At 37.5% G+C, this 24,924-nt stretch carries 25 protein-coding genes; 11 read left to right on the top strand and 14 right to left on the bottom strand.

Annotation, left to right across the window (positions count from 1 at the left end; translation table 11 throughout):
• Window positions 1-5: 5 nt before the first annotated feature.
• From AC4IFE_RS03505 to rsfS, 9 genes are all read right to left on the bottom strand, one after another.
• Complete coding sequence (locus AC4IFE_RS03505; protein ID WP_490754920.1) at window positions 6-1,808, bottom strand: phage tail-like protein; 1,803 nt, start codon at window positions 1,806-1,808, stop codon at window positions 6-8.
• A 166-nt stretch (window positions 1,809-1,974) separates the two neighbouring features.
• On the bottom strand, window positions 1,975-2,295 hold the full coding sequence (locus tag AC4IFE_RS03500) for a helix-turn-helix domain-containing protein (protein ID WP_490754918.1): 321 nt from the start codon (window positions 2,293-2,295) through the stop codon (window positions 1,975-1,977).
• 2 nt (window positions 2,296-2,297) lie between these two features.
• A complete protein-coding gene (locus AC4IFE_RS03495; RefSeq protein WP_490754916.1) occupies window positions 2,298-2,711 on the bottom strand; it encodes a transposase in 414 nt (137 codons plus the stop codon).
• A gap of 77 nt (window positions 2,712-2,788) precedes the next feature.
• Window positions 2,789-3,757: a helix-turn-helix transcriptional regulator gene (locus AC4IFE_RS03490; protein ID WP_490754914.1), complete on the bottom strand. Its 969-nt coding sequence runs from the start codon at window positions 3,755-3,757 to the stop codon at window positions 2,789-2,791.
• Between the two features lie 581 nt (window positions 3,758-4,338).
• Window positions 4,339-4,992 (bottom strand): phosphatidylserine decarboxylase family protein, encoded by a 654-nt coding sequence (locus tag AC4IFE_RS03485; protein WP_490754912.1) that lies wholly within the window; start codon window positions 4,990-4,992, stop codon window positions 4,339-4,341.
• Window positions 4,993-4,996: 4 nt separating this feature from the next.
• Window positions 4,997-5,869, bottom strand: a complete 873-nt coding sequence (locus AC4IFE_RS03480) for a phosphatidate cytidylyltransferase (protein WP_490754910.1) — start codon at window positions 5,867-5,869, stop codon at window positions 4,997-4,999.
• A 24-nt stretch (window positions 5,870-5,893) separates the two neighbouring features.
• A complete protein-coding gene (locus tag AC4IFE_RS03475) occupies window positions 5,894-6,475 on the bottom strand; it encodes an LUD domain-containing protein (RefSeq protein WP_490754908.1) in 582 nt (193 codons plus the stop codon).
• 136 nt (window positions 6,476-6,611) lie between these two features.
• Window positions 6,612-8,627, bottom strand: coding sequence for an ATP-dependent zinc metalloprotease FtsH (ftsH, locus tag AC4IFE_RS03470; RefSeq protein WP_490754907.1), 2,016 nt, complete (start codon window positions 8,625-8,627; stop codon window positions 6,612-6,614).
• A 16-nt stretch (window positions 8,628-8,643) separates the two neighbouring features.
• Window positions 8,644-9,012: a ribosome silencing factor gene (gene rsfS / locus AC4IFE_RS03465; RefSeq protein WP_111958808.1), complete on the bottom strand. Its 369-nt coding sequence runs from the start codon at window positions 9,010-9,012 to the stop codon at window positions 8,644-8,646.
• Window positions 9,013-9,097: 85 nt separating this feature from the next.
• Here rsfS and AC4IFE_RS03460 point away from each other — a divergent pair, with 85 nt between their 5' ends.
• Window positions 9,098-9,814 (top strand): biotin--[acetyl-CoA-carboxylase] ligase, encoded by a 717-nt coding sequence (locus tag AC4IFE_RS03460; RefSeq protein ID WP_490754905.1) that lies wholly within the window; start codon window positions 9,098-9,100, stop codon window positions 9,812-9,814.
• On the opposite strand, the gene AC4IFE_RS03455 is transcribed toward AC4IFE_RS03460, so the two are convergent.
• From AC4IFE_RS03455 to AC4IFE_RS03440, 4 genes are all read right to left on the bottom strand, one after another.
• Window positions 9,808-10,917 (bottom strand): LptF/LptG family permease, encoded by a 1,110-nt coding sequence (locus AC4IFE_RS03455; protein WP_490755428.1) that lies wholly within the window; start codon window positions 10,915-10,917, stop codon window positions 9,808-9,810. The genes AC4IFE_RS03460 and AC4IFE_RS03455 overlap by 7 nt on opposite strands.
• A gap of 16 nt (window positions 10,918-10,933) precedes the next feature.
• Window positions 10,934-12,064 (bottom strand): tRNA guanosine(34) transglycosylase Tgt, encoded by a 1,131-nt coding sequence (gene tgt / locus AC4IFE_RS03450; RefSeq protein WP_490754904.1) that lies wholly within the window; start codon window positions 12,062-12,064, stop codon window positions 10,934-10,936.
• A 66-nt stretch (window positions 12,065-12,130) separates the two neighbouring features.
• Window positions 12,131-12,499: a DUF4296 domain-containing protein gene (locus AC4IFE_RS03445; RefSeq protein WP_490754903.1), complete on the bottom strand. Its 369-nt coding sequence runs from the start codon at window positions 12,497-12,499 to the stop codon at window positions 12,131-12,133.
• On the bottom strand, window positions 12,496-13,212 hold the full coding sequence (locus tag AC4IFE_RS03440; RefSeq protein ID WP_490754902.1) for a polyprenol monophosphomannose synthase: 717 nt from the start codon (window positions 13,210-13,212) through the stop codon (window positions 12,496-12,498). Before AC4IFE_RS03440 ends, AC4IFE_RS03445 begins: the two co-directional genes overlap by 4 nt.
• A 76-nt stretch (window positions 13,213-13,288) precedes the next feature.
• Between AC4IFE_RS03440 and AC4IFE_RS03435 the strand changes: the two genes are divergently transcribed.
• The 5 genes from AC4IFE_RS03435 (at window position 13,289) to AC4IFE_RS03415 (ending at window position 17,686) form a co-directional block, all read left to right on the top strand.
• On the top strand, window positions 13,289-13,957 hold the full coding sequence (locus AC4IFE_RS03435) for a DUF4271 domain-containing protein (RefSeq protein WP_490754900.1): 669 nt from the start codon (window positions 13,289-13,291) through the stop codon (window positions 13,955-13,957).
• A 12-nt stretch (window positions 13,958-13,969) separates the two neighbouring features.
• Window positions 13,970-14,710, top strand: coding sequence for a uroporphyrinogen-III synthase (locus tag AC4IFE_RS03430; RefSeq protein WP_490755426.1), 741 nt, complete (start codon window positions 13,970-13,972; stop codon window positions 14,708-14,710).
• A 170-nt stretch (window positions 14,711-14,880) separates the two neighbouring features.
• The gene (locus AC4IFE_RS03425; protein WP_490754898.1) at window positions 14,881-16,926 is read left to right on the top strand and encodes a S9 family peptidase; all 2,046 of its coding nucleotides are present in this window, start codon (window positions 14,881-14,883) and stop codon (window positions 16,924-16,926) included.
• A gap of 12 nt (window positions 16,927-16,938) precedes the next feature.
• Window positions 16,939-17,328, top strand: coding sequence for a four helix bundle protein (locus tag AC4IFE_RS03420; RefSeq protein ID WP_490754897.1), 390 nt, complete (start codon window positions 16,939-16,941; stop codon window positions 17,326-17,328).
• Window positions 17,329-17,347: 19 nt separating this feature from the next.
• Window positions 17,348-17,686, top strand: coding sequence for a hypothetical protein (locus tag AC4IFE_RS03415; RefSeq protein ID WP_490754895.1), 339 nt, complete (start codon window positions 17,348-17,350; stop codon window positions 17,684-17,686).
• Between the two features lie 123 nt (window positions 17,687-17,809).
• Here AC4IFE_RS03415 and AC4IFE_RS03410 read toward each other — a convergent pair whose 3' ends face one another.
• A complete protein-coding gene (locus AC4IFE_RS03410) occupies window positions 17,810-18,295 on the bottom strand; it encodes an SRPBCC domain-containing protein (RefSeq protein WP_490754894.1) in 486 nt (161 codons plus the stop codon).
• 200 nt (window positions 18,296-18,495) lie between these two features.
• Here AC4IFE_RS03410 and AC4IFE_RS03405 point away from each other — a divergent pair, with 200 nt between their 5' ends.
• From AC4IFE_RS03405 to AC4IFE_RS03385, 5 genes are all read left to right on the top strand, one after another.
• Window positions 18,496-20,043: a sensor histidine kinase gene (locus tag AC4IFE_RS03405; protein ID WP_490754892.1), complete on the top strand. Its 1,548-nt coding sequence runs from the start codon at window positions 18,496-18,498 to the stop codon at window positions 20,041-20,043.
• A gap of 164 nt (window positions 20,044-20,207) precedes the next feature.
• Window positions 20,208-20,894 carry a response regulator transcription factor gene (locus AC4IFE_RS03400; RefSeq protein ID WP_002982671.1) on the top strand — a complete coding sequence of 229 codons (687 nt, stop codon included), beginning with the start codon at window positions 20,208-20,210 and terminating at the stop codon, window positions 20,892-20,894.
• A gap of 78 nt (window positions 20,895-20,972) precedes the next feature.
• Window positions 20,973-21,605, top strand: coding sequence for a hypothetical protein (locus tag AC4IFE_RS03395; RefSeq protein ID WP_490754891.1), 633 nt, complete (start codon window positions 20,973-20,975; stop codon window positions 21,603-21,605).
• A gap of 100 nt (window positions 21,606-21,705) precedes the next feature.
• The gene (locus AC4IFE_RS03390) at window positions 21,706-21,984 is read left to right on the top strand and encodes a hypothetical protein (protein WP_490754890.1); all 279 of its coding nucleotides are present in this window, start codon (window positions 21,706-21,708) and stop codon (window positions 21,982-21,984) included.
• Between the two features lie 69 nt (window positions 21,985-22,053).
• Window positions 22,054-24,741 (top strand): TonB-dependent receptor domain-containing protein, encoded by a 2,688-nt coding sequence (locus tag AC4IFE_RS03385; protein WP_490754889.1) that lies wholly within the window; start codon window positions 22,054-22,056, stop codon window positions 24,739-24,741.
• Window positions 24,742-24,924 lie beyond the last annotated feature (183 nt).

Here is a 24,924-nt window from a genome sequence, read left to right as displayed (position 1 = left end):
TTTCACTACTGTGTATTAATTCCGCTGAATTCTGCCTGTTTAATTGCCCATGCAATCATGTTTGCAAACAGTATGGAATTTTGCACCTGCATTCCTCCGGTCGAATACCCGTTTCCCGCATAACCATACGTGGCTTTCTGCACGGGAAAATATCCACCTGAACTTGGTGCTACGAAGGGCTCTATCGTGTTGCTTGAATACGGGCTCCCGTTTGCATTTTCATTGCTTAGAAAACCTCCGTCACCAAACCATATAAAGCTTAGGCTGCTGCTTCTAAGTCCGGAAAGACCGGTTCTTGCTGTTGTGCTGTTAATAGGTTGAGCGTAACTGTAAGGAATAAATCCGCTTGTAAGACCTGACATTCCAACTGTTGTAGAAGCATCTTCGCCCCAGTTTTTTCCCCTTACATCTCCGAAAGGACCATTCAATATAGGATCATCTGTATTGGATAGTGCATATACAGAACCTGCTCCTGCTCCATAGGATGCTGAAATGGTAGGATCTGAAAAGATCCCTCTGAATAAATTCTGTGCAGTCCCTGTATCATCAGTTAAAGCAATCACAATTCCTTTTTTATTAAGATAGGAAGCGATATATCCGGCATCAGTTGTATTTGGAGTATAATTATACCCAATAATTACAATATCCGGCTTATTGTTCAGGGCTGCCTGAAGTGCTGCGGAAGATGGTGAATTTCCCAGCGACGTATGGGTAAAACCTTCATACTTTACAATACTTGAAGCCGTTGTTCCAAAATTGGTGGGAGAATCCATCAGGCTTCTGGAAGGTCCTGTAAAAGCGCTATATCCGTAAGCCGTCTCCAGACCTATATGTAAAACTGTTTTTTTGGGAATTACTACAATGATATTTACATTACAGGTTGTTGACACTCCTCCCTGGCTGTCAGAAGTAATAGTCATTGTTTTTACAGCTGTAGAATATGGAGTTCCTGTACCGCTTAAGGTTACATTTTGGCTTCCCGTAGCCGTAAATGTCCCTGAACTTCTGAACGAAATCCCGTCTACTGTATTCGTCGTAATGGTATAGCTTCCTAATGCAGAAACATTGACCGGTAATGTAATGGTATTGGAGGAGTTAAGCGCCGTTCCTACTTTATAGACTCCATTGACAACAGCACTTCCACAGCTCATGGTATAAGTCCCGGCAGGGCTTAGAACGTTTATAGATACAGCAGGCGTACAGGTCACATCGTTTCCGTTGGCATTCAGCGATACCATGTCAGTCTGAACACTCACAGGAGTTCCCTGCCCTGCAATCTGAATGGTTTGCACACCTGTATTAAGGAATGTTCCTGTTCCATAAAAGTTATATCCATTGGGAGTAGTTCCCGAGATGGTATAATTTCCCACTTTAATCACATTGACCGAAATACTCAGATAGTTGGATATAGTTAATTCTCTGCTTTTTACATAGGTCCCCATTGCTTTTGTATTGGAACAGTCCACTGTAAATACAGCTTTTCCCAGCTGTCCGCAAACACTTTTCCATTCATCGTCTGCAAGGCTCCAGTAATTAAAGCAGTCTTCTGTTGTATTGTAAATGGTAAGGCCATCATCCTTAAGCTTATTGATGATTATCGCATCTCTTTGGGTTTCGGTAAGGCGTGGAATGAGTATCCCTTTATTGTTTCCGCCAGATACCACATCCAAAACCGAATTTTCGTTAGGCAAAGATGTATTGATCCCTACTGCACCGTTTTGAGCCTGAGAATAGAACTGTCCAAAAACCAAAACCATAGCCAGAAGCAGAATTTTGATTTTCGCTGTTGTAAAATTTGTTTTCATCATTTCGAAATAATTATGTTTGTTATTTTTTAAATTGACCTTTCAGCCAATGCAAAAATATCAACCACAATAGCTTATTCTCTTAAAAAACCCTACGCAATACTACTCGTGCGTAGTAAAACGTACAATCAATCAACATTTTACGAGAAAAATAGAAATAATTAAGAAATCACTCCGCCTTATAAATAGACCTCCATCTGGCAATAGTGTTCCGGCTGGTTTTGAAATGATTGGCTGTTTCTGCATTGGTCAGCTTATTCTTATACTGGTAATTAAGAATTTCACGGATGGACGATTCATCATAAGAACGCAGTCTTTGATTTTTAATTTCTACAGCATATTCCGCCTGGCCAAAGATCAATTTGTTGAATTTTAGAATATCAATTGCAGTACTTAAAGAATCCAGCTTATTTATTATGAGCGGATCATTTATTTTTTCAGGGAATTTTTCAGTGATAATATCAGTATATATTTGTTTGAAATCCGGCATGTTTATACTTTTTTTATCCATTTGTAAAGGGTCGTCTTCGGAATTTTATACTTTTTCACGATTTCATGTACCTTCATTTCACCAGTCATTATCTTATCCAGTATAAATACCTTAACCTCTTCTGTATAAACACTTTTCCTGAATGTAAGAGTAGATTTCTCCAATTTAATCCCTTTGCGCATATGAGACTGAGGAGCATAAAGAATAAGATGTCCGGTATAAATTCTAAAGAAATCAAACTGCAGAAGCTTGCTCCATCTGAGCAGCTTTTGGGTTTCCATGCTTTCCTTCAGGTACATCTCTTCCATTTCATCTTCGGTACAATGCAGGTAATTCATAATTCTTCCGGAAGATATACGGAGCTCTTCTACTTTTGCTTTCACTAAGCTTCCGATATGTATCTGTTTTAAATTCATCCTGAAGCAAAAATATCAACAGCAAACTGAATTAAAGCCTTTCCTTCTACGTAATACTACTCACTCCCGTAAAAAAATTATATTTTAAGAATAAAACTGTTGATATTCATTTCAGAAGGAATATTCAGCTTTTTCCTGATTCTGTATTTTTTACTTTCCACTGCCCTGATGCTGCTTTTTGTACACTGTGCTATTTTCTTAGTATCAAAGTCAATCTTCATTAGGGCACAGAAATAAAGTTCGGAATGAATAAGGTTTGGATTTTTTGATAACACAGCAGGAATAAAATGTGGGAAAAAGATTTGAAATTTATCAAAGAAGAGCGGCGAGTTGCTTTCTGCCAGGCTATAAATTTCACGGATATTTTCTTCCGTAAGATGATTAATGAGCATTTGCTGTTTCAGAAGCTCGGTATTGGTCTTCTGCAGATCTTCTATAGTATAATCCTTCGCTCGTGTATCTTCCATAAGTCCGTAGATCAGATCATCTTTTTGAGTAATAAAGGAGATGTCCATAAGAAATGATGCTATGGAAAATAAAATATTAAGCAGTTTTATAGTTTTGAAGTCCCCAGCTTGAAAAAAAATGCTTTTAGGAAGAAAATCAAAGTCAAAATATAAGCAGGCAATGCAATTGACACTGATGATAAAGGCAAGAATCAGGATTGAAATAAAGTTTTCCTTATAATTGAAAAAGAATGGAATAGCAAATAAAAGTGAAAAGTAAAAGTACTCGACTCCCGCATTTTTAAAAGTATAAATATGAAAGAAGCTGATGATAAAAGCGAGCAGAATAAAAACGAAAATAACACTTGTCTTCAATACTTTTTTGTAGCGGTTTGTCTTTCCTTTAACAGCCATTAAAAAGAACCAGAAAAGAGTGGTAATCGTTAAAAATGTAGAAATTACCGCATCTCCGAAAAAAATAATAATAAATACTGAATAAAATAAGAACAACAGGAAAAGGAAGAGAAGATATTTATTAATAAGATTAAGATAATTACGTTCATCTTCATCATATAATTCCTCTGCTTCACTGCTGATCATTCGGAAGAAATTTTTAAAAATCATCTTGTTCTGTGTTTTTGTGTTATCATAGTGCTCAAGTTGCTTTTTGTACAGGACAGGCAACTTGAATTCATATTAATACTTATCAAATACACACAAAACAGCAGGACAAGTGAATCTGTCTGCAGTTGTTTGCTGAATGAAAGATTGTGAAAGGTGTTTTTTTATTAAATCATCAAGCCAGATTGCCAGCTTGATAAATTCGTATAATTTTTCAGCTATTTACGTAAATATATGACATTATTCAGATTATAATCAATTAATACGCAAAAAAATTATTATGTTTTGAATATAATTAAATGAAAAGAATATTTTTGTTTTATACCCGAAAACAGCAATAAAATAATTTGATAAGAAAATAATACTTGTGCAAAAATACTGATTTGAAGAAATACACCCTATAAAATGAATACTCAATACCACGCATGCGTACAAAAACTTGGAAAAATAAATACTGAAATTAAATAAGTGAATTCAGATCGGAAACAATTTTAATAAAATGGACAAAAAAAAGGAGAAAATTTAATTTCTCCCTTTTATATCTTGATTTTTATTCTGTATTAATCTTTCATTTTGGCGATCACATCCAGACCTCCTTTTGTAATGTCTCCTATCTTGCAGATGATTTCGGTATCCAAAGGCAGGAAAACATCCATTCTTGAGCCGAATTTAATAAAACCGAACTCATGGCCGGCTTTTGCCTGATCTCCTTCATTACAGTAGAAAACAATCCTTCTTGCCACGTATCCTGCAATCTGTCTGAATACCACCTGATGATTGGTGGCTGTTTCTACGGCTACCGTCGTCCTTTCATTTTCTGTAGATGATTTTTCGTGCCATGCTACAAGATATTTTCCGGGGTGGTATTTCTTATAGATCACTTTTCCGGAAACGGGATATCTGCAGATGTGAACATTAAGCGGTGACATGAAGATAGAAACCTGAATGGCTTTTCCTTTAATAAATTCAGTCTCCTCTACCTCTTTAATCATAACCACTTTTCCGTCTACCGGAGCAATCACATTTTCCCTGTGCTCAAGTATATTACGATCCGGAACCCTGAAAAACCAAAATACTAAACTGTAAACCACCAATAACGGCATAATGATCAGTAACGACCATATTTTAAGAAAATAAATAGCCAATATACTTATGATGATAAACAGTATCGTTGCTACGGCAATCGTTCCTTTTGATTCCTTATGTAATTTCATGAGATTAAATAAATTTTTCTAAAATAAAGTACAAATATACGACAGGAACGCAGATTAAAAAACTGTCCAGTCTGTCCAGCACCCCTCCATGCCCCGGAATGATGTTTCCGCTGTCTTTTACCCCGAAATTTCTTTTAAGCTGACTTTCTACAAGATCACCCAACGGAGCAAATGCAGCAACCAGGAAACCTACCACCATCCAGTTCCCGCGAAGTTCCGGCTGGTAATGCTCTATAAAGTAAGATAAAATCAACGTCAGGACAACTCCTCCGGCATATCCTTCCCATGTCTTCTTTGGTGAGATTTTAGGGGCCATTTTATGTTTCCCGAAAAACTTTCCGGTAAGATAAGCGAAAGTATCACTGCTCCAGATCAGAATAAACAGGAAAAGAACCTCAAGTGAAAATGTCCCTTCGAAGCTTGAAAACTTGGGCAGACCTAATGCAAAGCTGAAAGGCAATGCCACATAGATGACCGTAAATATCAGCTTTCCGCTGTCATAATATAATTCGTTGGAATATTTGAATAATGTAACCACTGCAATCGCGATCAGGGAAATAGCCAGTATTTCGTTCAGTCTGAAATCGAAAAAGAAATCATGCTTGAAATATCTTTTGGAAAAAACATAGTAAATAAAAATAACCAGCGGGAGTACGACCCATTTTTCATAGCCTTTCCCAAACTTCATGATCTTAATGCATTCCCAGGTACCTACCAGCAGCAAAAGCGTGATCAGACCGTGGTACAAATATTCCTGTCTGATAAGGTCCGGATGAATCTTGTTGATGAGTTGGGCACCCAGCGGTGTTGTGCAAAGAATGATAACGGCAACGTAAACAAGTCCGGAAATGGTTCTTTGAATAAGGTTTTTGTCCAAAATGTAAAATTTATAAGTTGATGCTTAATCTTCAAGCAGCAATAAAAACAGTTTTGTATTTGTATTGGAAGAAGTATCTAAGCTTGACTGGCCTCCGCTGATGGAAGTAAGGTTTTTGATATTTCCGTTCCTTTTTATTTTTCCCATTGCATCATTAAGGTTGTTCACGATCTGTGATACATTGGCCATGATAATGATTTTACCCGGAAGTCTTGAAGAGTGGTAATGCAGGATATTGTTATGCGAAAGCATGATCCTGCCGTCATAAGCAATAAGATATTCACAGGTAATGAAGGCTGCATCGTTGGTATGCTCCATTTCAGAAGTAAAAGGTGTTTTCACCACGTTCAAAAAGCTCTGAAGCTCTTTGTCCCAGCAGAAAACATTGCTAATTCCTTCTATCTTCACAATCTGATTTAAAGTCTGTAGAGCTTCCGCTTCATCTGCACAGTAATTGAAAAAACCTCCTGAATGCGTAAATAATTGCGCAAACTTATAGTCAAGATCCGCATTTTTCAGCGAATCCCCGAGCTTTTCCAGACTCTGTTTTTCTTCTTCCTCAGGCTGGTTGGTAAGTTTGCTTACAATCCTCTTGAATAAATTCAACTTAATCTATTTTTAGTCAACTTTATACAAAAATAGAAAATTAATTACAATAGATTCTAAAAATAGTCCTTAAATATGAAAAAACCTGACAATTCTAAGAATATCAGGTTTTTTTTAAATATATTTTGGAAGTATTTTAAAGTTGAGTCGGGCTTTCCGGAGCCTGAACCTCACTTCCTTCTTCCTTGTCTTGAATAATGATCTGCTCATCGGGCTGTTTTGCAGTAGAGATCGTGCTGGTAACAGGTCTTTCTGTTAACTCAGGATCCCATGCTCTTTTACCGAATATCTCTTCAAGATCTTCGCGGAAGATCACTTCTTTTTCTAAAAGCTTATTCGCCAGAGCATCAAGCTTATCTTTATTCTCAGTAAGAATTCTTACCGCTCTTTCATATTGATTTTCGATGATCGATTTGATCTCTGCATCAATTTTCGTAGCGGTCTCTTCGGAATAAGGTTTACCGAAAGAATATTCAGACTGGCCTGAGCTGTCGTAGTAAGAAATATTACCGATATTAGGGCTTAGACCGTAAACAGTAACCATAGCCTGCGTTCTTTTCGTTACTGATTCCAGATCAGACAGTGCTCCTGTTGAAATATTATTGAAAATAACCTGTTCTGCTGCCCTGCCTCCTAAAGTTGCACACAATTCGTCCAACATTTGTTCGGTAGTGGTCAGCTGCCTTTCTTCAGGAAGATACCATGCCGCACCTAAAGAACGTCCTCTTGGGACAATTGTTACTTTTAAAAGTGGTGCTGCGTGCTCTACCAGCCATGAGATCGTAGCATGACCTGCTTCATGATAAGCAACTCTTCTTTTTTCAGACGGTTTGATAGCCATGTTTTTCTTTTCAAGACCTCCGATGATTCTGTCTACAGCATCAAGGAAATCCTGTTTTGTAACAGAGGTATGACTGTTTCTCGCTGCAATTAATGCCGCTTCGTTACATACATTCGCGATATCCGCTCCACTGAATCCAGGGGTTTGTTTTGCAAGGAAATCTCTGTCAACAGTATCATCCAGCTTGATTTTTTTCAAGTGAACATCAAATATCTCTCTTCTTTCGTGCAATTCCGGAAGGTCTACATAAATCGAACGGTCAAAACGTCCGGCTCTCATCAGGGCTTTATCAAGGATATCAGCTCTGTTGGTAGCAGCCATTACGATAACGTTTACATCTGTTCCAAAACCGTCCATTTCTGTAAGAAGCTGGTTCAGGGTGTTTTCTCTTTCATCGTTTCCGCCTGAGAAATTATTTTTTCCTCTTGCACGTCCGATTGCATCAATCTCATCAATAAAGATGATAGCCGGAGATTTAGCTTTTGCCTGGGCAAAAAGATCTCTAACTCTTGAAGCTCCTACACCAACGAACATTTCTACGAAATCTGAACCTGAAAGGGAGAAGAAAGGTACTTTGGCTTCACCTGCAACAGCTTTTGCCAATAATGTTTTACCGGTTCCCGGAGGGCCTACAAGCAGCACTCCTTTAGGAATTTTTCCTCCCAGCTTTGTATATTTTTCTGAATTTTTCAGGAAATCTACCACTTCCTGTACTTCTTCTTTCGCTCCTTCAAGACCTGCAACATCTTTAAATGTCACCTGGATTCTTTCTTTTTCGTCAAAAAGTTTCGCTTTAGATTTTCCTATTGAGAAGATCTGTCCGCCAGGGCCTCCGCCTCCGCCCATCTTTCTGAAAAGAAGGAAGTAGAAAAGACCTAAGATCGCAATCCATATCAACGCTGAAACCAGGATATCCATGAAAGGATTTTTGCCTGCCCCATAATCTTTTGTGGTTTTGATGTTAGCGTCTGCAGCTTTTATCTGATCAAATTTCTGAAGGAAAAGCTGAAGGTCTCCGTATTTTACAGAAAAATCTGCTTTTGGAGCCATATCGAATGCAGAAAGAGGATTGCTTTGGTTGGCCGTTTTACTGACCATTGCTGTCTTTGCTGCTTTTGTGAGGAAAACATCAGCTTTCTCTGTGTCTTTGTATATGATAACGTTTTGGACCTTTCCTGCCTGCATTTCCCTAAAGAAAGCATCCTCATCAATAGATTTTGCACTGTCGCCTCCTAAAAAATTGGAACCGAAAAATAACAAAAGAGCCACGATTGCAATTGGAAAAAACCAGTTGAATCCTTTATTGTTCATTTATACTTTTTAAAATTTAAAATTCATATTCTATTTTGGTAATTGCTGCATCTCCCCAAAGTTCTTCAATATCGTAATATTCACGTACTTCTTTCTGGAAAATATGCACTACCACTGTTACATAATCTACCAAAACCCACATTGAGTTTTCGGTACCTTCTACATGCCAAGGTCTATCTTTAAGATCGTTTCTTACTTTTTTCTCTACACTTCCTGCCAATGCAGAAACCTGTGTATTGGAGTTTCCGCTACAAATTATAAAAGTTTCCGCTACAGAATTTTCAATTTTTGAAAGATCAAAAATCATTATATCTTCTCCTTTTACATCCTGGATGGCTTCAACAATTTTATCTATTAGTGCCTGCTTTTCTGCTGTTTTATTCATTAAAATATCTATAATCTGCAAATTTATTGTTTTTCTTTTACTTTAGCCTTATTTTTAGCCCTTTAAAGTCTTAAAGTTTTCTTAAATGGGTCAATTATTTTATTTAAAAGAGTGTTCTTCTACTAATGACGAAATATCCCGGTTTTTACTTTACGGAAATTCAGATTTTACTGCTTTATATACATTCAATCAAACTAAAGGCCGCGGACAATATGGAAATACCTGGGCGGCGGCGGCCGGAAAAAATGTTGCGTATACGCTGGCGGTTAAAGCTCAGAGCTTTCTGCTCTCAGATTTTATATTCAATTACTATACCGCAGTGGTTATCCGGGATTTCCTTGCCAATTTGACTGATAATGATGTAAAGATAAAGTGGCCGAATGATATTATCCTTAAAAATAAAAAAATCGTCGGAATTTTAATTGAAAAGAAAAAAATTAATCAAAATAATTATTTTATCATAGGAGCAGGCTTCAATGTCCAGCAGGATCATTTTGACGAAATATCCCACGCAGGATCACTTCTGACGCAGACAGAACGGGTTTACGACCTTGATGATTTTACTTCAAATCTTCACGAATACGTATCGGAAAAACTGAAAAATATTCCGTCTGATCAGGAAATCATTGATCAATTCAACCGGAATTTATATCGTAAAGATGAGATCTCAGTCTTCGAAATGGAAAAAGAGAGACAAAATGGCATTATCCGGAATGCTGACGAAAAGGGAGAACTATGGATAGAACTTGAAAGAGATGGTTTAAAGCCCTTTTATCATAAAGAAATCAAGCTTCTTTATTGATTGGCTCTTTTCAGATACAGGTACAGGGTAAGCGGGAAGAAAACCATATTAGGCAGCCACATGGCAACTGCCGGTGACAGGCTTTTGTTCTCTGAAACCACTTTTAATGCTTCAAATGAGAAAACAAAAACAAATGCAAGGGAAATTCCTATGGCAAGATTAACTCCGAGGCCTCCTCTTTTTTTCTGGGATGCCAGTGAAAGCGCCAGGAACGTCAAAATAATAATGGAAACAGGCATTGAAGTTCTCTGATGGAACTCATTAAGATAAGAATTCAGGTTGCTGTTTCCTTTTTCTTTTTCCCTGTCAATGAATTTTATAAGCTCCGGAGTAGTTTTATTCTGTCCTAAAAGCTCGTTCGGGAAGAGTTCTTCTGGAGAATGCCCGTAGCTTTTCTTTATTTCAGCACCACTGCCCAGTTTTTCAGAGTTATCTTTATTGATCGTTTTTTCAAGATAGTTGGTAAGCGTAAACTGTTTTTTAGCCTTATCCCAATATACTTCCGATGCCTTAAGCTCGTAAGTCATTTTTCTTGTTTTATCAAATTTCTGATAGACAAAGCCAGAACCTCTTGTTTCTCTTTTGTTCCAGGAATTCACGAAAATGTATTCCATTTTGCTTAATTGAGCAGAGGCAGGACCTGTTCCCAGGATCTTTTCTTTGTTCGCCGCATTATAGGTATAGGCCTCGAGTTGATTTTTCTTAATATTAGCCCATGGCAGCACCATATGATTCACCAGAAGCGATATCATGGCAATGAAAAGTGAGGTATACAGGTAAGGCTTTGCAAATCTGTGAAAACTGGCTCCGCTACTGATTACGGCAACAATTTCAGTGTTATTTGCCATTCTGGAGGTAAAATAAATCACCGAAATAAATACCAGAATAGATAGGAAGGTTACAACCAGGTTAATGATCCAAAAGGGATAGAAGTTGATCAGAAAGTACATTAAATCCAGCTTAGGGTCCAATGCTTTTGCATTTTCTATCCTTGGGATTTTCTGCTGCACATCAATAACCAACACAACTATAGACAGCAATATCAGCATGAAACTGAATGTTCCAAGGTATTTTTTGATAATATATCTGTCTATAATTTTGATCATATCCTTTTTCTGTTTAAAGTCTTTGTCTAAGAACCGGCACTACAGATTTTTTCCATTCATAGAAGTCACCTGCCACAATATGCTCTCTAGCGACCTTCACAAGGTCTAAATAAAATGCCAGATTATGTACGGACGCAATCTGTTTTGCAAGATATTCTTTTGATACAAATAAATGGCGCAGATATGCTTTTGAATATTCTCTGTCTACATAACTTGTTCCAAACTCGTCGAGAGGTGAAAAATCACGCTTCCATTTTTCATTTTTAAGGTTCATTACGCCCTGCCAGGTGAAAAGCATTGCATTTCTGGCATTTCTGGTAGGCATTACACAGTCCATCATATCGATACCTAAGCCAATGGATTCAAGGATATTCCATGGGGTTCCTACTCCCATAAGATACCTTGGTTTGTCTTTTGGAAGAATATCGGTAACTTCATCAGTAATTCTGTACATTTCTTCTTCCGGTTCCCCTACAGAAAGTCCGCCGATGGCATTTCCTTCTGCTCCGGCCTCGGAAATAACTTCAGCTGAAATTTTCCTAAGATCCGAGTAGGTAGATCCCTGAACAATCGGGAAAAGCCTCTGCTTGTGGCCATACATTTCTTTGTTCTGCTCAGTCCATTCAATACATCTTTTCAGCCAACGGTGCGTAAGCTCCATGGATGTTTTGGCCTGATTGTATTCGCAAGGATAAGGTGTACATTCATCAAAAGCCATGAAGATATCGGCTCCGATCTGTCTCTGGATCTCCATAGACTTTTCCGGGGTAAACATATGATAACTTCCGTCGATATGGGATTTGAACTTTACCCCTTCTTCGGACATTTTTCTGCTTTTGGAAAGGGAAAACACCTGAAAGCCTCCTGAATCGGTAAGGATGGGAAGGTCCCAGTTCATGAATTTGTGCAGCCCTCCTGCTTCCTGCATAATATCCATTGTAGGACGAAGATACAGGTGGTATGTGTTACCCAAAATAATCTGGGCTTTAATGTCTTCTTTTAATTCCCTCTGATGGACTGTTTTCACACTTGCTACAGTTCCTACAGGCATAAAGATAGGTGTCTGGATCTTCCCGTGATCTGTAGTGATCTCTCCTGCTCTTGCTTTTCCTTCAGAGGTTTTTTCTATATTAAAAAATTTCATTCGTATATTCTTTTAATTCGCCGCTATTAACGGTTCTGCTTTGGCGGCAGAAACATTTCCGCATCATTATCTGTTTAAAAAAGGTGTATTACCACTATTTTTCAGCTTGTCTTGTATATATTTGTCTGCTTTCGGGTCTTTTTTCAATACTATTTTCTGTGCGTTTTCCGCAATATCTTTCATTTTGTCTTTAACGACATAATATTTAAAGCTTTCTATAAAATCCTCAGATTTTATCTGGTGGGTTTTAAGGACAAATCTTGTTCCTGCTTCCAGATTTTTGTTTTGATATATAATGACTGCCTGATCTGTAATAGCAAGGTCAGCCAGGATCTCAGCCATCTTTTCAGGCTCGATCAGGTTTTTAGGCTTGTCGATATAGTCGCTACATGAGAACATGCACAGCATAACGAAAATGAAGACCAGTTTTTTCATAATCTGTTGATTATTGATTTCCATTTTAAATTTAAAACTCCAAATACAGCTTCATGAATAATGCCGCCATTCATTTTACTTTCTCCTAAAATTCTGTTTGTAAATATAATAGGAACTTCTACAATTTTAAAACCTTTTTTAAAAGCTCTGAACTTCATTTCGATCTGAAAGCCATATCCTTTAAGCTTCACATTATTCAAGCCTATTTCTTCAAGAACTTTTCTGGAAAAGCAGACAAAGCCTGCAGTTGTATCATGAATGGGAAGCCCCAAAATAAACCTTACGTATTTGGAAGCAAAATAGGAAAGCAGAACCCGTCCCATTGGCCAGTTCACCACATTTACTCCTTTGGAATAGCGTGATCCTATTGCCATGTCTGCGTTCAAACAGGCTTCGAAAAGTTTCGGCAGATCATTTGGATTGTGTGAAAAATCGGCGTCCATTTCAAAAATATAATCATATTTGTTTTCGATAGCCCACTTAAATCCGTGGATATATGCCTTTCCCAAACCGTCTTTTACATGTCTTACCGACATATGGAGATAATGTGGAAATTTTTTCTGAATTCCCCTTACTATCTCAGCCGTCCCGTCCGGAGAGGAATCATCCACTACCAAAATATGAAAGTCATCCTCCAATGCAAAAACCGCGGAAATAATATTTTCAATATTTTCCTTTTCGTTATAAGTAGGGATAATGACGAGTTTTTTCATTTCAGTTTGCAAAGATAGTTTATTTAACCTTTTTATTTTATACAAAATAATCTATAATTTTGCAAAAAATATTCCTTTGCTGTTATCACAAAACTTTATAAACCACGTAAGAATACCTGAGAATAATGACTGGGTAATCTTTATACTGATAGGATGCATATTTCTGTATGTTTTCATGATGAATATTATAGAAAGGGATGCCAGCCTGAAAGATTTCCTGCTTCAGAAATATTTTGATGCCAGCAATAACCTTCCGAGCTGGATCATTACTTCCTGTGTGACGACACTTACATTGTCGGCTTTAATTTCACAGTATATTCCCATAGTACCGAAATATATTAATGATCTGCAGCTTTTCGGGTATCAGCTTAATAAATTTGGGTATACATTGCTGGCGGTCATATTTTTTTATGCTTCGAAATCTGCGTTGGGCTTTTTATTTTACCAAAGCATAGGTGACGGCAAAAAATGGACAATTTTTTACTTTACCTCCACAAAATTTTACTTCATTCTTTCATTTTTGTTAATAATCCTGTGTGTAACCCATTATTATTTCCCTATAGACAGAAATAAAATATTTTCATACTACTTCTGCTTTTTTGCATTTGTCGCTGTTTTCAAGATTTTCTTCTATTTGTTTCACAAAAACAATATACTTCCCGAAAAATGGTATTATAAATTTTTGTATATTTGCACCCTCCAAATCGCACCTTTATTGCTGCTTTGGAAGTTGTTATTTTTTTAATAAGAGTCAATGATGAGAATAAAGTCTATATTGGTTTCTCAACCAGCGCCTAGTGAGTCTTCTCCATATCTGGATATAGCAAAGAAGGAAAAAATAAAGATTGATTTCCGTCCTTTCATCCACGTCGAAGGAGTTGACAACAAAGAACTAAGAACACAGAAGATAGATCTGACGCAGTTTACTGGGATTATTTTCACCAGCAAAAATGCGATAGACCATTACTTCAGACTTGCCGAAGAATTGCGTTTTGCAGTTCCGGATACGATGAGATATATCTGCCAGTCTGAGGCGATTGCCAACTATCTTCAGAAACATATTGTTTACAGAAAGAGAAAGATCAGCTTTGGGGAGAAAAACTTCTCGGATCTTCTGCCTCTGTTTAAAAAATTTCCTACTGAAAAATACCTTTTGCCGTCTTCAGACGTCCTAAGCCCGGATATCGTAAAAACAATGGAAACCGCCAATGTGGACTGGACGCGGGCAATCATGTACAGAACAGTATGCAGCGATCTTACGGATATCAATGCTAAGGATTATGATATGCTGATCTTTTTCAGCCCGCAGGGAATCAAGTCTCTTCAGCAGAATTTCCCGGATTTTAAGCAGGAAGAAACAAAGATTGGCGTTTTCGGAAACACTACTCTAGCAGCAGCGGAAGAAGCTGGGTTAAAGATAGACCTTATGGCTCCTACAAAGGAAACTCCATCTATGACAATGGCACTTGAAAAGTATATTAAAAGTCTTCATAAGTAGACTTTAATACTCAATATAAAACAGCCATCTTTTCAATACCGGAAAGATGGCTGTTTTTTAACTAAATTTGAACAAGAATTAATATTGAATGAAATGTCCTGTAAATTATTCCCCAAAAAAGAAAAATCTATAGCACATTACACCAGGCCAAATAAATTTAAAATATTTAAATGAAAGCTCCACAGGCAAAAAAAATAGAAAAAATACTGGAAATACACGGCGACAGAAGAATTGACAATTACTTTTGGCTTAATGAAAGGGAAAATCCTGAAGTCATACAATATCTTGAAGAGGAAAATGCCTATGAAGAGTTTATGATGAAAGACACCGAGGCTTTTCAGGAAGAACTTTTCGAAGAAATGAAAGCCCGCTACAAAAAAGACGACGAGTCTCTCCCTTATTTCTTTAACGGATACTGGTATATTGTACGCTATGAGGAAGGAAAAGAATATCCTATCTTCTGCAGGAAACATAAAAGCCTTGATAACGAGGAAGAAATTATTGTTGATGTCAATATTTTAGCAGAAGGCGAAACCTATTTTGAAGTAGGGAGCGTAGCTGTTTCTCCGAATAATGAGCTTGTTTCTTTTTCATCGGATAATGTAAGCCGCAGGATTTATACCATTAACTTTAAAAATCTTCTCACGGGAGAAATTTTACCGGACCAGATCCTGAACACTACAGGAAAAGCAGTTTGGGCAAATGATAATGAACATGTTTTCTACATCAGAAAAGATGAAAGTTTACGTGCTTTCCAGGTATACAGGCATAAGCTTGGCACTGATGCTTCGGAAGATATTTTGATTTTCCATGAAGAGGATGATACTTTTGATGTGAATGTCTTCAAGACAAAATCAATGGAGTATATTTTCATTGCCAGCTCCAGCACAATTTCCGATGAACACAGATTCATTCCTTCTGACAATGTCTTTGCGGAATGGAAAATTATCCAGCCCAGAATAGATGATCTGGAATATTCGGTAGAACATTTTGAAGATGAATTTTATATCATTACCAATGCAGATGATGCATTCAATTTTAAAATCGTAAAAACGAAAATTGACCATTGCGGAATGGAGAACTGGGTAGATGTTATTCCACACCGTCCCGAAGTTCTGCTTGAGGGTTTTGAAATTTTCAGGGACTATCTCGTTCTTGAAGAAAGAGAAGAAGGACTTCTCCAGATTAAAATTATTGATGAAAAAAATCACGAATCTTACTATCTCCCTTTTTCTGATCCAACATATACGACTTACATTGGGATCAATATGGAATTTGATACTGAGGTTCTCCGTTATGGTTATACGTCACTGACACAGCCCAGCTCAACATATGAATATAATATGAAGGAGAAAACGACTCAGCTTCTTAAGCAACAGGAAGTTCTTGGCGGGAAATTCCTTCCTGAAAATTATATTTCTGAAAGGGTGTGGGCAGAATCAAGAGATGGAGAAACAAGAATCCCGATCTCATTGGTTTATCATAAGGACACTAAAAAATCTGCAGATACACCCTTACTGCTATACGGCTACGGAAGTTATGGACATACTGTAGATGCAAGTTTTTCCAACGTAAGGCTTTCTATTTTAGACAGAGGATTCATTTATGCCATTGCTCATATCCGCGGTGGGGAATACCTGGGCAGAGAATGGTATGAAGACGGCAAGATGCTTTTCAAGAAAAATACATTCTTCGATTTTATTGATGCCGGAAAACATTTAATTAAGGAAAACTACACATCATCCAATCACATGTACGCAATGGGCGGAAGCGCAGGCGGACTTCTGGTAGGTGCCGTTGTGAATTACGAGCCTAAGCTTTTTAACGGAATTGTAGCACAGGTTCCATTTGTAGACGTGGTGACAACAATGCTGGATGAAACTATTCCACTGACAACCGGGGAATATGATGAATGGGGAAATCCAAACGACAAAGAATATTATCAGTACATGAAGGAATATTCGCCTTACGATAACGTTGAAGCGAAAGATTATCCTCATATGCTGATTACAACAGGCCTTCACGATTCCCAGGTACAGTATTGGGAGCCGGCAAAATGGACTGCAAAACTGCGAGAACTGAAAACAGATGATCATCTTTTATTATTCAAAACCGACATGAGCTCAGGCCACGGCGGAGCGAGCGGAAGATTTGAATCGTTAAAGGAAGATGCTCTGGAATATGCATTCTTATTAAAGATAGATGATAATCGATAAAAAATGATCGATATGAATGCTGACAACAATTACAATCAGATATTTTCAAAAAGGACCAAATCTTTGACTATTACTATTATTAATGAGCTGTCTGAAATCCCCTATTCGGATAAGATATCAAATATCAGAAAACAAATTTTCAGATCAGCATCATCAACAGCCAGTAATTACAGAGCAATGTGCAGAGCTCGCTCTCTGAAAGAAAAATATTCCAAAATATGTATTGTTGTAGAAGAAGCTGATGAGACATTATTCTGGCTGGAAATCATTGATGAACTCAATTTGCTTGAAGCAGAAAAAATATATAGTCTTCTTAAAGAAGCAGATGAAATAGTAAAGTCAACATCGTCATATAAGAAGAAATTAGGCGAAGACTTAAGACGTACCAATAATCAATTATAAATTATCATTTATCAATTATATGAACGAATCTGAATACTGGCAAAAGATAGAACAGTTTTTTATAGACAATTTTGATACTGAGAAAAATCCTCCGATTGAAACGCTTTTATTTCTGATCGGACTGCAGGAATTGGGAAGCGGCCAGCAGAAATACACCAAAGAAGACAAAGTAAACCTGATCCATATTGCAGTGTGCAGATTGCTGGAACCTTTCGGTTACTATAAGTTCACCCACTATGAAGATGGATGGCCACAGTATGATAAGCTGGAAGCACTTCCGGAATTAAAACCAAATGAACAGTCTCTTCTGATGAAAAAAGCAATTATACAGTATTTCCAGGAAGAGGATCTGATTTGATCTGCTGTGACAATTTGAAATGATACATGGCACAATTCATATATAAAATTAAAAAGACGGGTTAAGCCCGTCTTTTTCTTATAAAGCCAAAAGATAAACCATTCGGCCGTCTCAAAATTTTTATTACCTGATAATTTCTTCAAGCTGTGCCAGTCCCGTTTTAAAACCTTCTTCAAACCCCATTTCCAGCTGTTGCTTCATGGCTTCAGAAGTTGGAAAGTATATATTAATGGTCACTTTTGTACCTTCCTCTATTCCTGTAAATCCAAGCAGCCATTTTGCCTGTGCAAAATCTTCATTAATATTTCCTTTTTCGTCACAAAAAGCATCTACTCCATCAAAACTCCTGTGCTCTGTGATTTCACCGTATGCCATCTGACCATACATTTTTTCACCTTCCGGTCCTACCATGGCATAGTGCCAGATCCCTCCTTCTTTAAAATCCTGTTTTACAGTTTCACATTTCCAGGGCTTCGGCGCCCACCATTGATCCAATAATTCGGATTTGGTAAAATAATTCCACACTTTTGAAACATCAGCGTCATATATTTTCATGACATACACACTGTTTGAATCAAAATCTTTGTTAAAAACGATATTAGATTCCATAAATAATTATTTTTGTTAAAGCTACTCCTTTATCCATTTACAGGACTTTTCATATGACAAGTTATTCTAAATTCATAAATAATTGTTAAAAAACTCCCTTTTAAGAGAAATTAAACAATTTTTTGGCTCGTTTTTTGTTTATCAAGTCTTAAAATAATTAATTTTAACATTCATTTTTTTCCAATATATAAAATTCAATAATGAATAATAAATTCATCCCAATAATTTCGGTGTTTATGACAATCTCACTGATTGTTTTTGTTACGCTCCAATTTTATTGGCTGAAAGGTTATTACGGTGCTCTTGAGCAGGAATTTTCCAATAAAGTATACGCTGCTTTAGAAAACACTTCAAAAAATATTGAAGAAATCGAAGCTGATAAATACCTGAATCAGGATTATACTAATCTAAGAAACAATATCCTTGCCAGCAAAGACCAGCCCTCTTTAACGACAATCCAGCAGGTAGAAGATTCCGGTGCACAGCGCCAGATCATCTATTCCAAAAACATCATATCAAAAACACAGCTTCCGATCTCTCAGAAAGGTGATTCGGTAAAGCTGACAACGCTGTATACTGATGATGCAACTTATAAAATAAAGAAAGATACCACCAACCGGGAGCTTCTTACCACAGACCTTAACAATGATATTGAAAACGGGGATTACGCGATAAAAGAATTTGTAAAAGTGGTTGGCACCAATCTGCCCATCGATAAAAGGGTGGACCCTAAAGTGCTTGATTCGGTAATTGCCAAGGAGCTTAAAATAAAAGGCATCACTTCAAAATTCGGGTATGGGGTAATTGACAAGAACAACAAACTCACCAGTGTCGTCAATAAGGTGTATAAGGAGAAAAAAGACAGCAATACCTATAGCTATCCTCTTTTTACCGATAAAAAAGACCGGACTTTATACAGTCTGGCTTTAGTGTTTCCTAAAAAAGAATATTCCCTGGCGATGAACAACTGGCCCATGCTTTTGGGAACTTTCCTTTCATTACTGACTATTCTCGGGATTTATATTATTTCCATCAATTATATGATGAGACAGAAAAAACTGGCAGAAGTAAAGACGGATTTCATCAATAATATGTCCCATGAGTTTAAAACACCACTGGCAACAATTTCTGTAGCTACAGACTCTTTAGCCAATGATAAGATCGCTACCAATCCGGATAAAGTAAAATACTATTCGGAACTGATCAAGCAGGAAAATTTAAGAATGAAAAAGCAGGTGGAGAATGTTTTGAATATGTCTAAGCTTGAAAGAAACGAGGTAGAGCTATTCTTACGGGAAACCAATGTGCGAGAGCTGATCAAAAGAACAACAGAGTCTTTTAATCTCATCGTACAGCAGAGAAACGGGTCTTTGACACAGGAATTTACTGCAACGAACTATATTTTTAAAATAGATGAGTTCCACATCTCAAATATGCTGGTGAACTTACTGGACAATGCCAACAAATATTCTCCTGAAGCCCCTGAGATTAAAGTAAAAACAAGTAATGAAGGAAACTGGTACGTCATAGAAATTTCTGATAAGGGAATGGGAATGGAAACCCACAATAAGACCAAAATCTTCGAAAAGTTCTTCAGAGAAGAAACCGGAAACATCCACAATGTAAAAGGACAGGGACTGGGACTTTCTTATGTAAAGAAAATTGCAGAACTTCACAAAGGACAGATACTCGTAGATTCCCACAAAGACAAAGGAAGTACATTTACGATAAAACTACCGATGAGCTAAATCATCAATGATAAGTAATGAGTAATGAATGATAAGATCCCTATAAAATCAATGAGATTAATATCATTTATCACTTAAAAATAGAAACCAAATAACAAAATATAGAAGATAGAGTGAGAAGGTTCATTCTTAATTTTTAATCATTAATTTTAATTATTAAAATCATGAGCAACAGAATATTATTAGTAGAAGACGATCAGAGTTTCGGAGCAGTGCTGAAGGATTATTTAACGATCAATAACTTTGAGGTAACCCTTGCCACAGATGGAGAGCAGGGTTTGAAAGAATTTACAGAAAATGAGTTTGACATCTGTATTTTCGACGTAATGATGCCTAAAAAAGATGGATTTTCATTAGCAGAAGACGTAAAAAAAATCGATAAAAACACCCCTATCATATTTCTTACGGCCAGAAATATGAGAGAAGATATCCTGAAAGGATACCAGCTGGGTGCGGATGACTATATTACCAAGCCGTTTGATACAGAACTTCTTCTATATAAGATCAAAGCAATCCTGCAGAGGAGCTCTACTTTGGAAAATGAGGAACAGGAGCAGTTCAAGATCAGTAATATTTTCTTCGACTCTATGCTGAGACAGCTTAAGGTAGGTGATAAAGAATACAAACTTTCTCCAAAAGAAAATGAGCTGTTAAAACTTCTTTGTATCCATAGAAACGATTTCATGCCGAGAGATCTTGCTTTGAGAAAGATCTGGAAAAAAGAAAATTATTTTACCGCGAGAAGTATGGACGTGTATATTGCCAAGCTTCGTAAGCTGTTAAAAGACGATGAAGGATTGGAAATCATCAACGTTCATGGGGAAGGATTTAGGCTTTTAGTTAAAAATTAGACCTAAAAACATATTATAAGTATAAAATTAGCAAAACAATTAAAAATGTTTTGCTAATTTTGTTTCATACGATTGGATATGAAAAATACTTTTTTGGCCGCTATCGCCGTTTCATTATTAGCAATTTCATGCAATAAAGATGAAAAACCTACTTATTTAAAAGAAGAAGCGGGTGTTCAACAGCCTGCTGTGGCAGTCAATTCTGCTTCTAAAACTTCTCTGATGGATCAGGCAGGCGTACAGACCAATCCAAATCCGGCTTCTGTAAGTGCGGCTCCGGGAATTAAAAACCCTCCGCATGGACAGCCTGGCCACAGATGTGATATTCCGGTAGGACAGCCTCTTAATGTAAGCCCCACAGCTATACAGACTGCTCCAGGTCAGAATCCCAATAATGCTATTAAAATAGATGCCAATTCTGTATCACCAGGAAAGGTTGTGATCAACAATAATGCAAATCAGGCTAAAACTCCTCCGGGAATGAATCCTCCCCACGGACAGCCTGGTCACAGATGCGATATCCCGGTAGGACAGCCCTTAAACAGTAAACCGGCGCCAGCCCCTACACCACAGCCTGTTCAAAGCGCAGCGCAAAATGTTCCGGGACCTGTAACAGCCGCTCCGCCAACAGGTGAAAAACCTAAACTGAACCCTGCACATGGAGAACCCTGGCACAACTGTGCTTTAAAAGTTGGTGATCCTTTGTCATAATTTTTGTATTTTTGCAGAGATGAGGCTGTTTCACATTCTTACAGTTATTTTTTGTCTAGGAATTTTTTTAGTTCCTAAAGACAGCTTCTATTCGCAATCTATGCAGGATACCTGCTGCAAAACCAAGTCTGAAAAAAGCGACTGCTGCAAAAATCACCCTTCAAAAGAGAACAAAGACAGCCAAACCAAGTCTTCCTGCAATGATGACTGCTGCTCAACCTGCGTTGCGTGCTATACTTATATAGAAACTCCGTTTTCAAAAAATTTACATTTTGAGCCGGCTTATTACAAAGCGAATAAGAATCCACAGTTCCAATATTCGCCACCTCATTTATCAGACCGTTTAAAAGAGATCTGGCAACCGCCTAAACTAGGTTAATTATTACCTCATTGAGTCCGTTAAACATTTTAATGGATCGTTTTTAATTAATCAAAACTTTTAAACAAAATGAAATTATATATTTCCAAGTTTATTCTTGGTGTTATGATCCTGTCTGTACACTTTATATCAGCTCAAAACCTTTTAAAAAGCCAGTTTAAAGTCAAAGGAAACTGCGAAATGTGCCAGTCCAGAATAGAAGCTGCTGCCAAAAAAGCAGGCGCCAAAACCGCTGTTTACTCTGTTGATCTGCAGACTTTGACCCTGGAAACTGACAGCAAAGTTTCTACAGACGAGATTTTAAAGAAAGTAGCCGATGCCGGTCACGATAATGAAAAATTCAAATCACCGGATACTATTTATACAAGTCTTCCGGGATGCTGCCATTACGAAAGGGATCTTCAGCCTTCCCACGCAGAAGCCCATGAGCATCACGCTAAAAAAGAAAATGAGTTTTACGTAAAAGGAAACTGTGCCTCCTGTAAAGCCAGAATCGAAAAAGCAGCCAGGTCAGCGGGTGCAGATTCAGCAGAATGGAGTGCAGAAAAGCAGACGGTCACTTTAAATTTTGATCCTTCTAAAACCTCATCGGATAAGATTTTAAAAGCTATTGCCGATGCAGGTCATGACAACGAGAAATATAAAACGTCCGATGCTGTTTACAAAAACCTTCCGGGATGTTGCCTGTACGACAGGGATATCGCTTTTGGAGAAGCCAACCCGAAAGTTCATTTCGAAGAAGAAACAAAGCATGACGATCATCAGGATCATGAGGCGACAACCGTCAATGATCATCATGAACTACACGAAAAAAATATTGAAGGGGTAACAGTTACCGGTTCTAAAGCAGCAACAGCATTAAGTAAAAAAGAAGCAGGTCTTGTTTTTAATATTGATAAAAAAGAGTTATTAAAAGCAGCCTGTTGCAACCTTTCAGAAAGCTTTGAAACCAATGCAACCGTAGACGTTTCCTTCAGCAATGCCGTTACGGGAACCAAACAGCTGAAAATGCTCGGTCTGGATCAGAAATACACCAGTTTAACGAAGGAACTTTTACCGGAGATCAGAGGTTTAGCCTCGGCCTACGGATTAAATTTCATTCCCGGAAGGTGGATCGAAAGCATTCAGCTGACAAAAGGCGGAAGTACAGTAACGAACGGCTACGAAAGCATCACGGGACAGATCAATACCGAACTTCTGAAAAATGCCAAGGAACCTGAAACTTCTTTAAATATTTTTGCTGATTTCAACGGAAGAGCGGAAGCCAATATTACCAGCGTTTCTCCTATCAATGATCAATGGTCTCAAACCTTTTTACTGCACGGGAACGGAACATTCGGAGATACGGATATGAACCATGATACTTTCCTGGACAGACCGAAAGGAACGCAGATTAATGCAGCCTATCTCCTTAATTATAATGACCTGGAAAAATCGGGATTCGGGTCTCATTTCGGAATCAATTTTATCCGGGATGAGAGAACAGCCGGACAGGTAGGTTTTGATAAGAAGCTGGGTCAGGATGAACAGCCTGCTTACGGTGTAGGCATTGATATTTCAAGATTCCAGGTCTGGAATAAAACAGGGTATGTTTTTAAAGGAAAACCTTATCAGAGCTTAGGCTGGATGAACCAGTATGTGTACCATCAGCAGGACAGCTTTTTCGGACTGAGAAATTATGCAGGGAAACAACATACGTATTATTCAAATTTAATCTTTGAAAGCATTATCGGGAATACCAATCATAAGTACAAGGCCGGAGCCAGCTTTCTATATGACGGCTATGAGGAAACGTATTTAACAGATGATATGAAGAGAAATGAGATCGTTCCGGGAATTTTTGCAGAATATACATTAACAGGATTAAAATATACTTTGGTAGCAGGAGCCAGAGCTGATTTTCATAATCTTGCAGGAACTCAGTTTACCCCGAGAGTTAATTTTAAATATGATTTCACACCGCAGACGATCTTAAGGCTTTCTGCGGGCAGAGGATTCAGAACGGCTAATGTTTTTGCGGAAAATCAACAGTATTTTGCATCGAACAGAAGTATTCAGATTCTTCAGAACGGTGGAAATATTTATGGATTAAGACCTGAAATCGCGTGGAATTATGGAGCCAGCTTACAGCAGGAGTTCAAACTTTTCGGAAGGAAATCTTCAATCGTTGCTGATTTTTTCAGAACAGATTTCCAGGACCAGGTGCTTGTTGATCTTGACCGTTCTCCGCAACAGCTTACTTTTTATAATTTAGAAGGAAAATCTTTTGCGAACTCTTTCCAGACGCAGTGGGATTTTACACCTTTCAAAAATTTTGATGTAAGGCTGGCTTATAAATATTATGATGTTCAGGCAGATTATATTGATGGCAGGAGAGAAGTTCCTTTTATGGCCAAACACAGAGGTTTTGTAAACCTTGCCTATGCAACAAACAAAAATGATAAGGGCGGATTCTGGAGTTTTGATACCACCCTGAATTGGGTAGGTAAACAAAGACTTCCTGATACTTCAGATAATCCTGCTGAGTTCCAGCTTCCGGTATATTCTGATTCTTACGCTGTGCTGAATGCACAGATCTCCAGGAATTTTAATAAAAAGATCAGAGCTTATTTAGGCGGTGAGAACCTTACTTCTTATTATCAGAAAAATGCCATTGTTGATTTCAGAAATCCTTTTGGAAATTATTTTGATGGCGGGATGGTGTATGCCCCTATTATGAAGGCTAATTTTTATGCAGGGCTGGATGTGACCTTCTAAATATTCTTAATATTGAGGAGTGCAAAATTAACAGGTTGATTCATGAATATTATCAACTAACAACTATAAGGAGACTGTTTTTGAAACAGTCTTTTTTTATTAAGCTGCAATATTTGAGCACCTTATTTTAAGAACGATATGACCGGTTAAATTCATGTTCCCAAAAAGCATTACTTCTATAGA

It is taken from the genome of Chryseobacterium sp. UF-81 (assembly GCF_058245105.1).
Note: the sequence above shows the minus strand (reverse complement) of the source record. Positions and strands in the feature narration are given on the sequence as shown.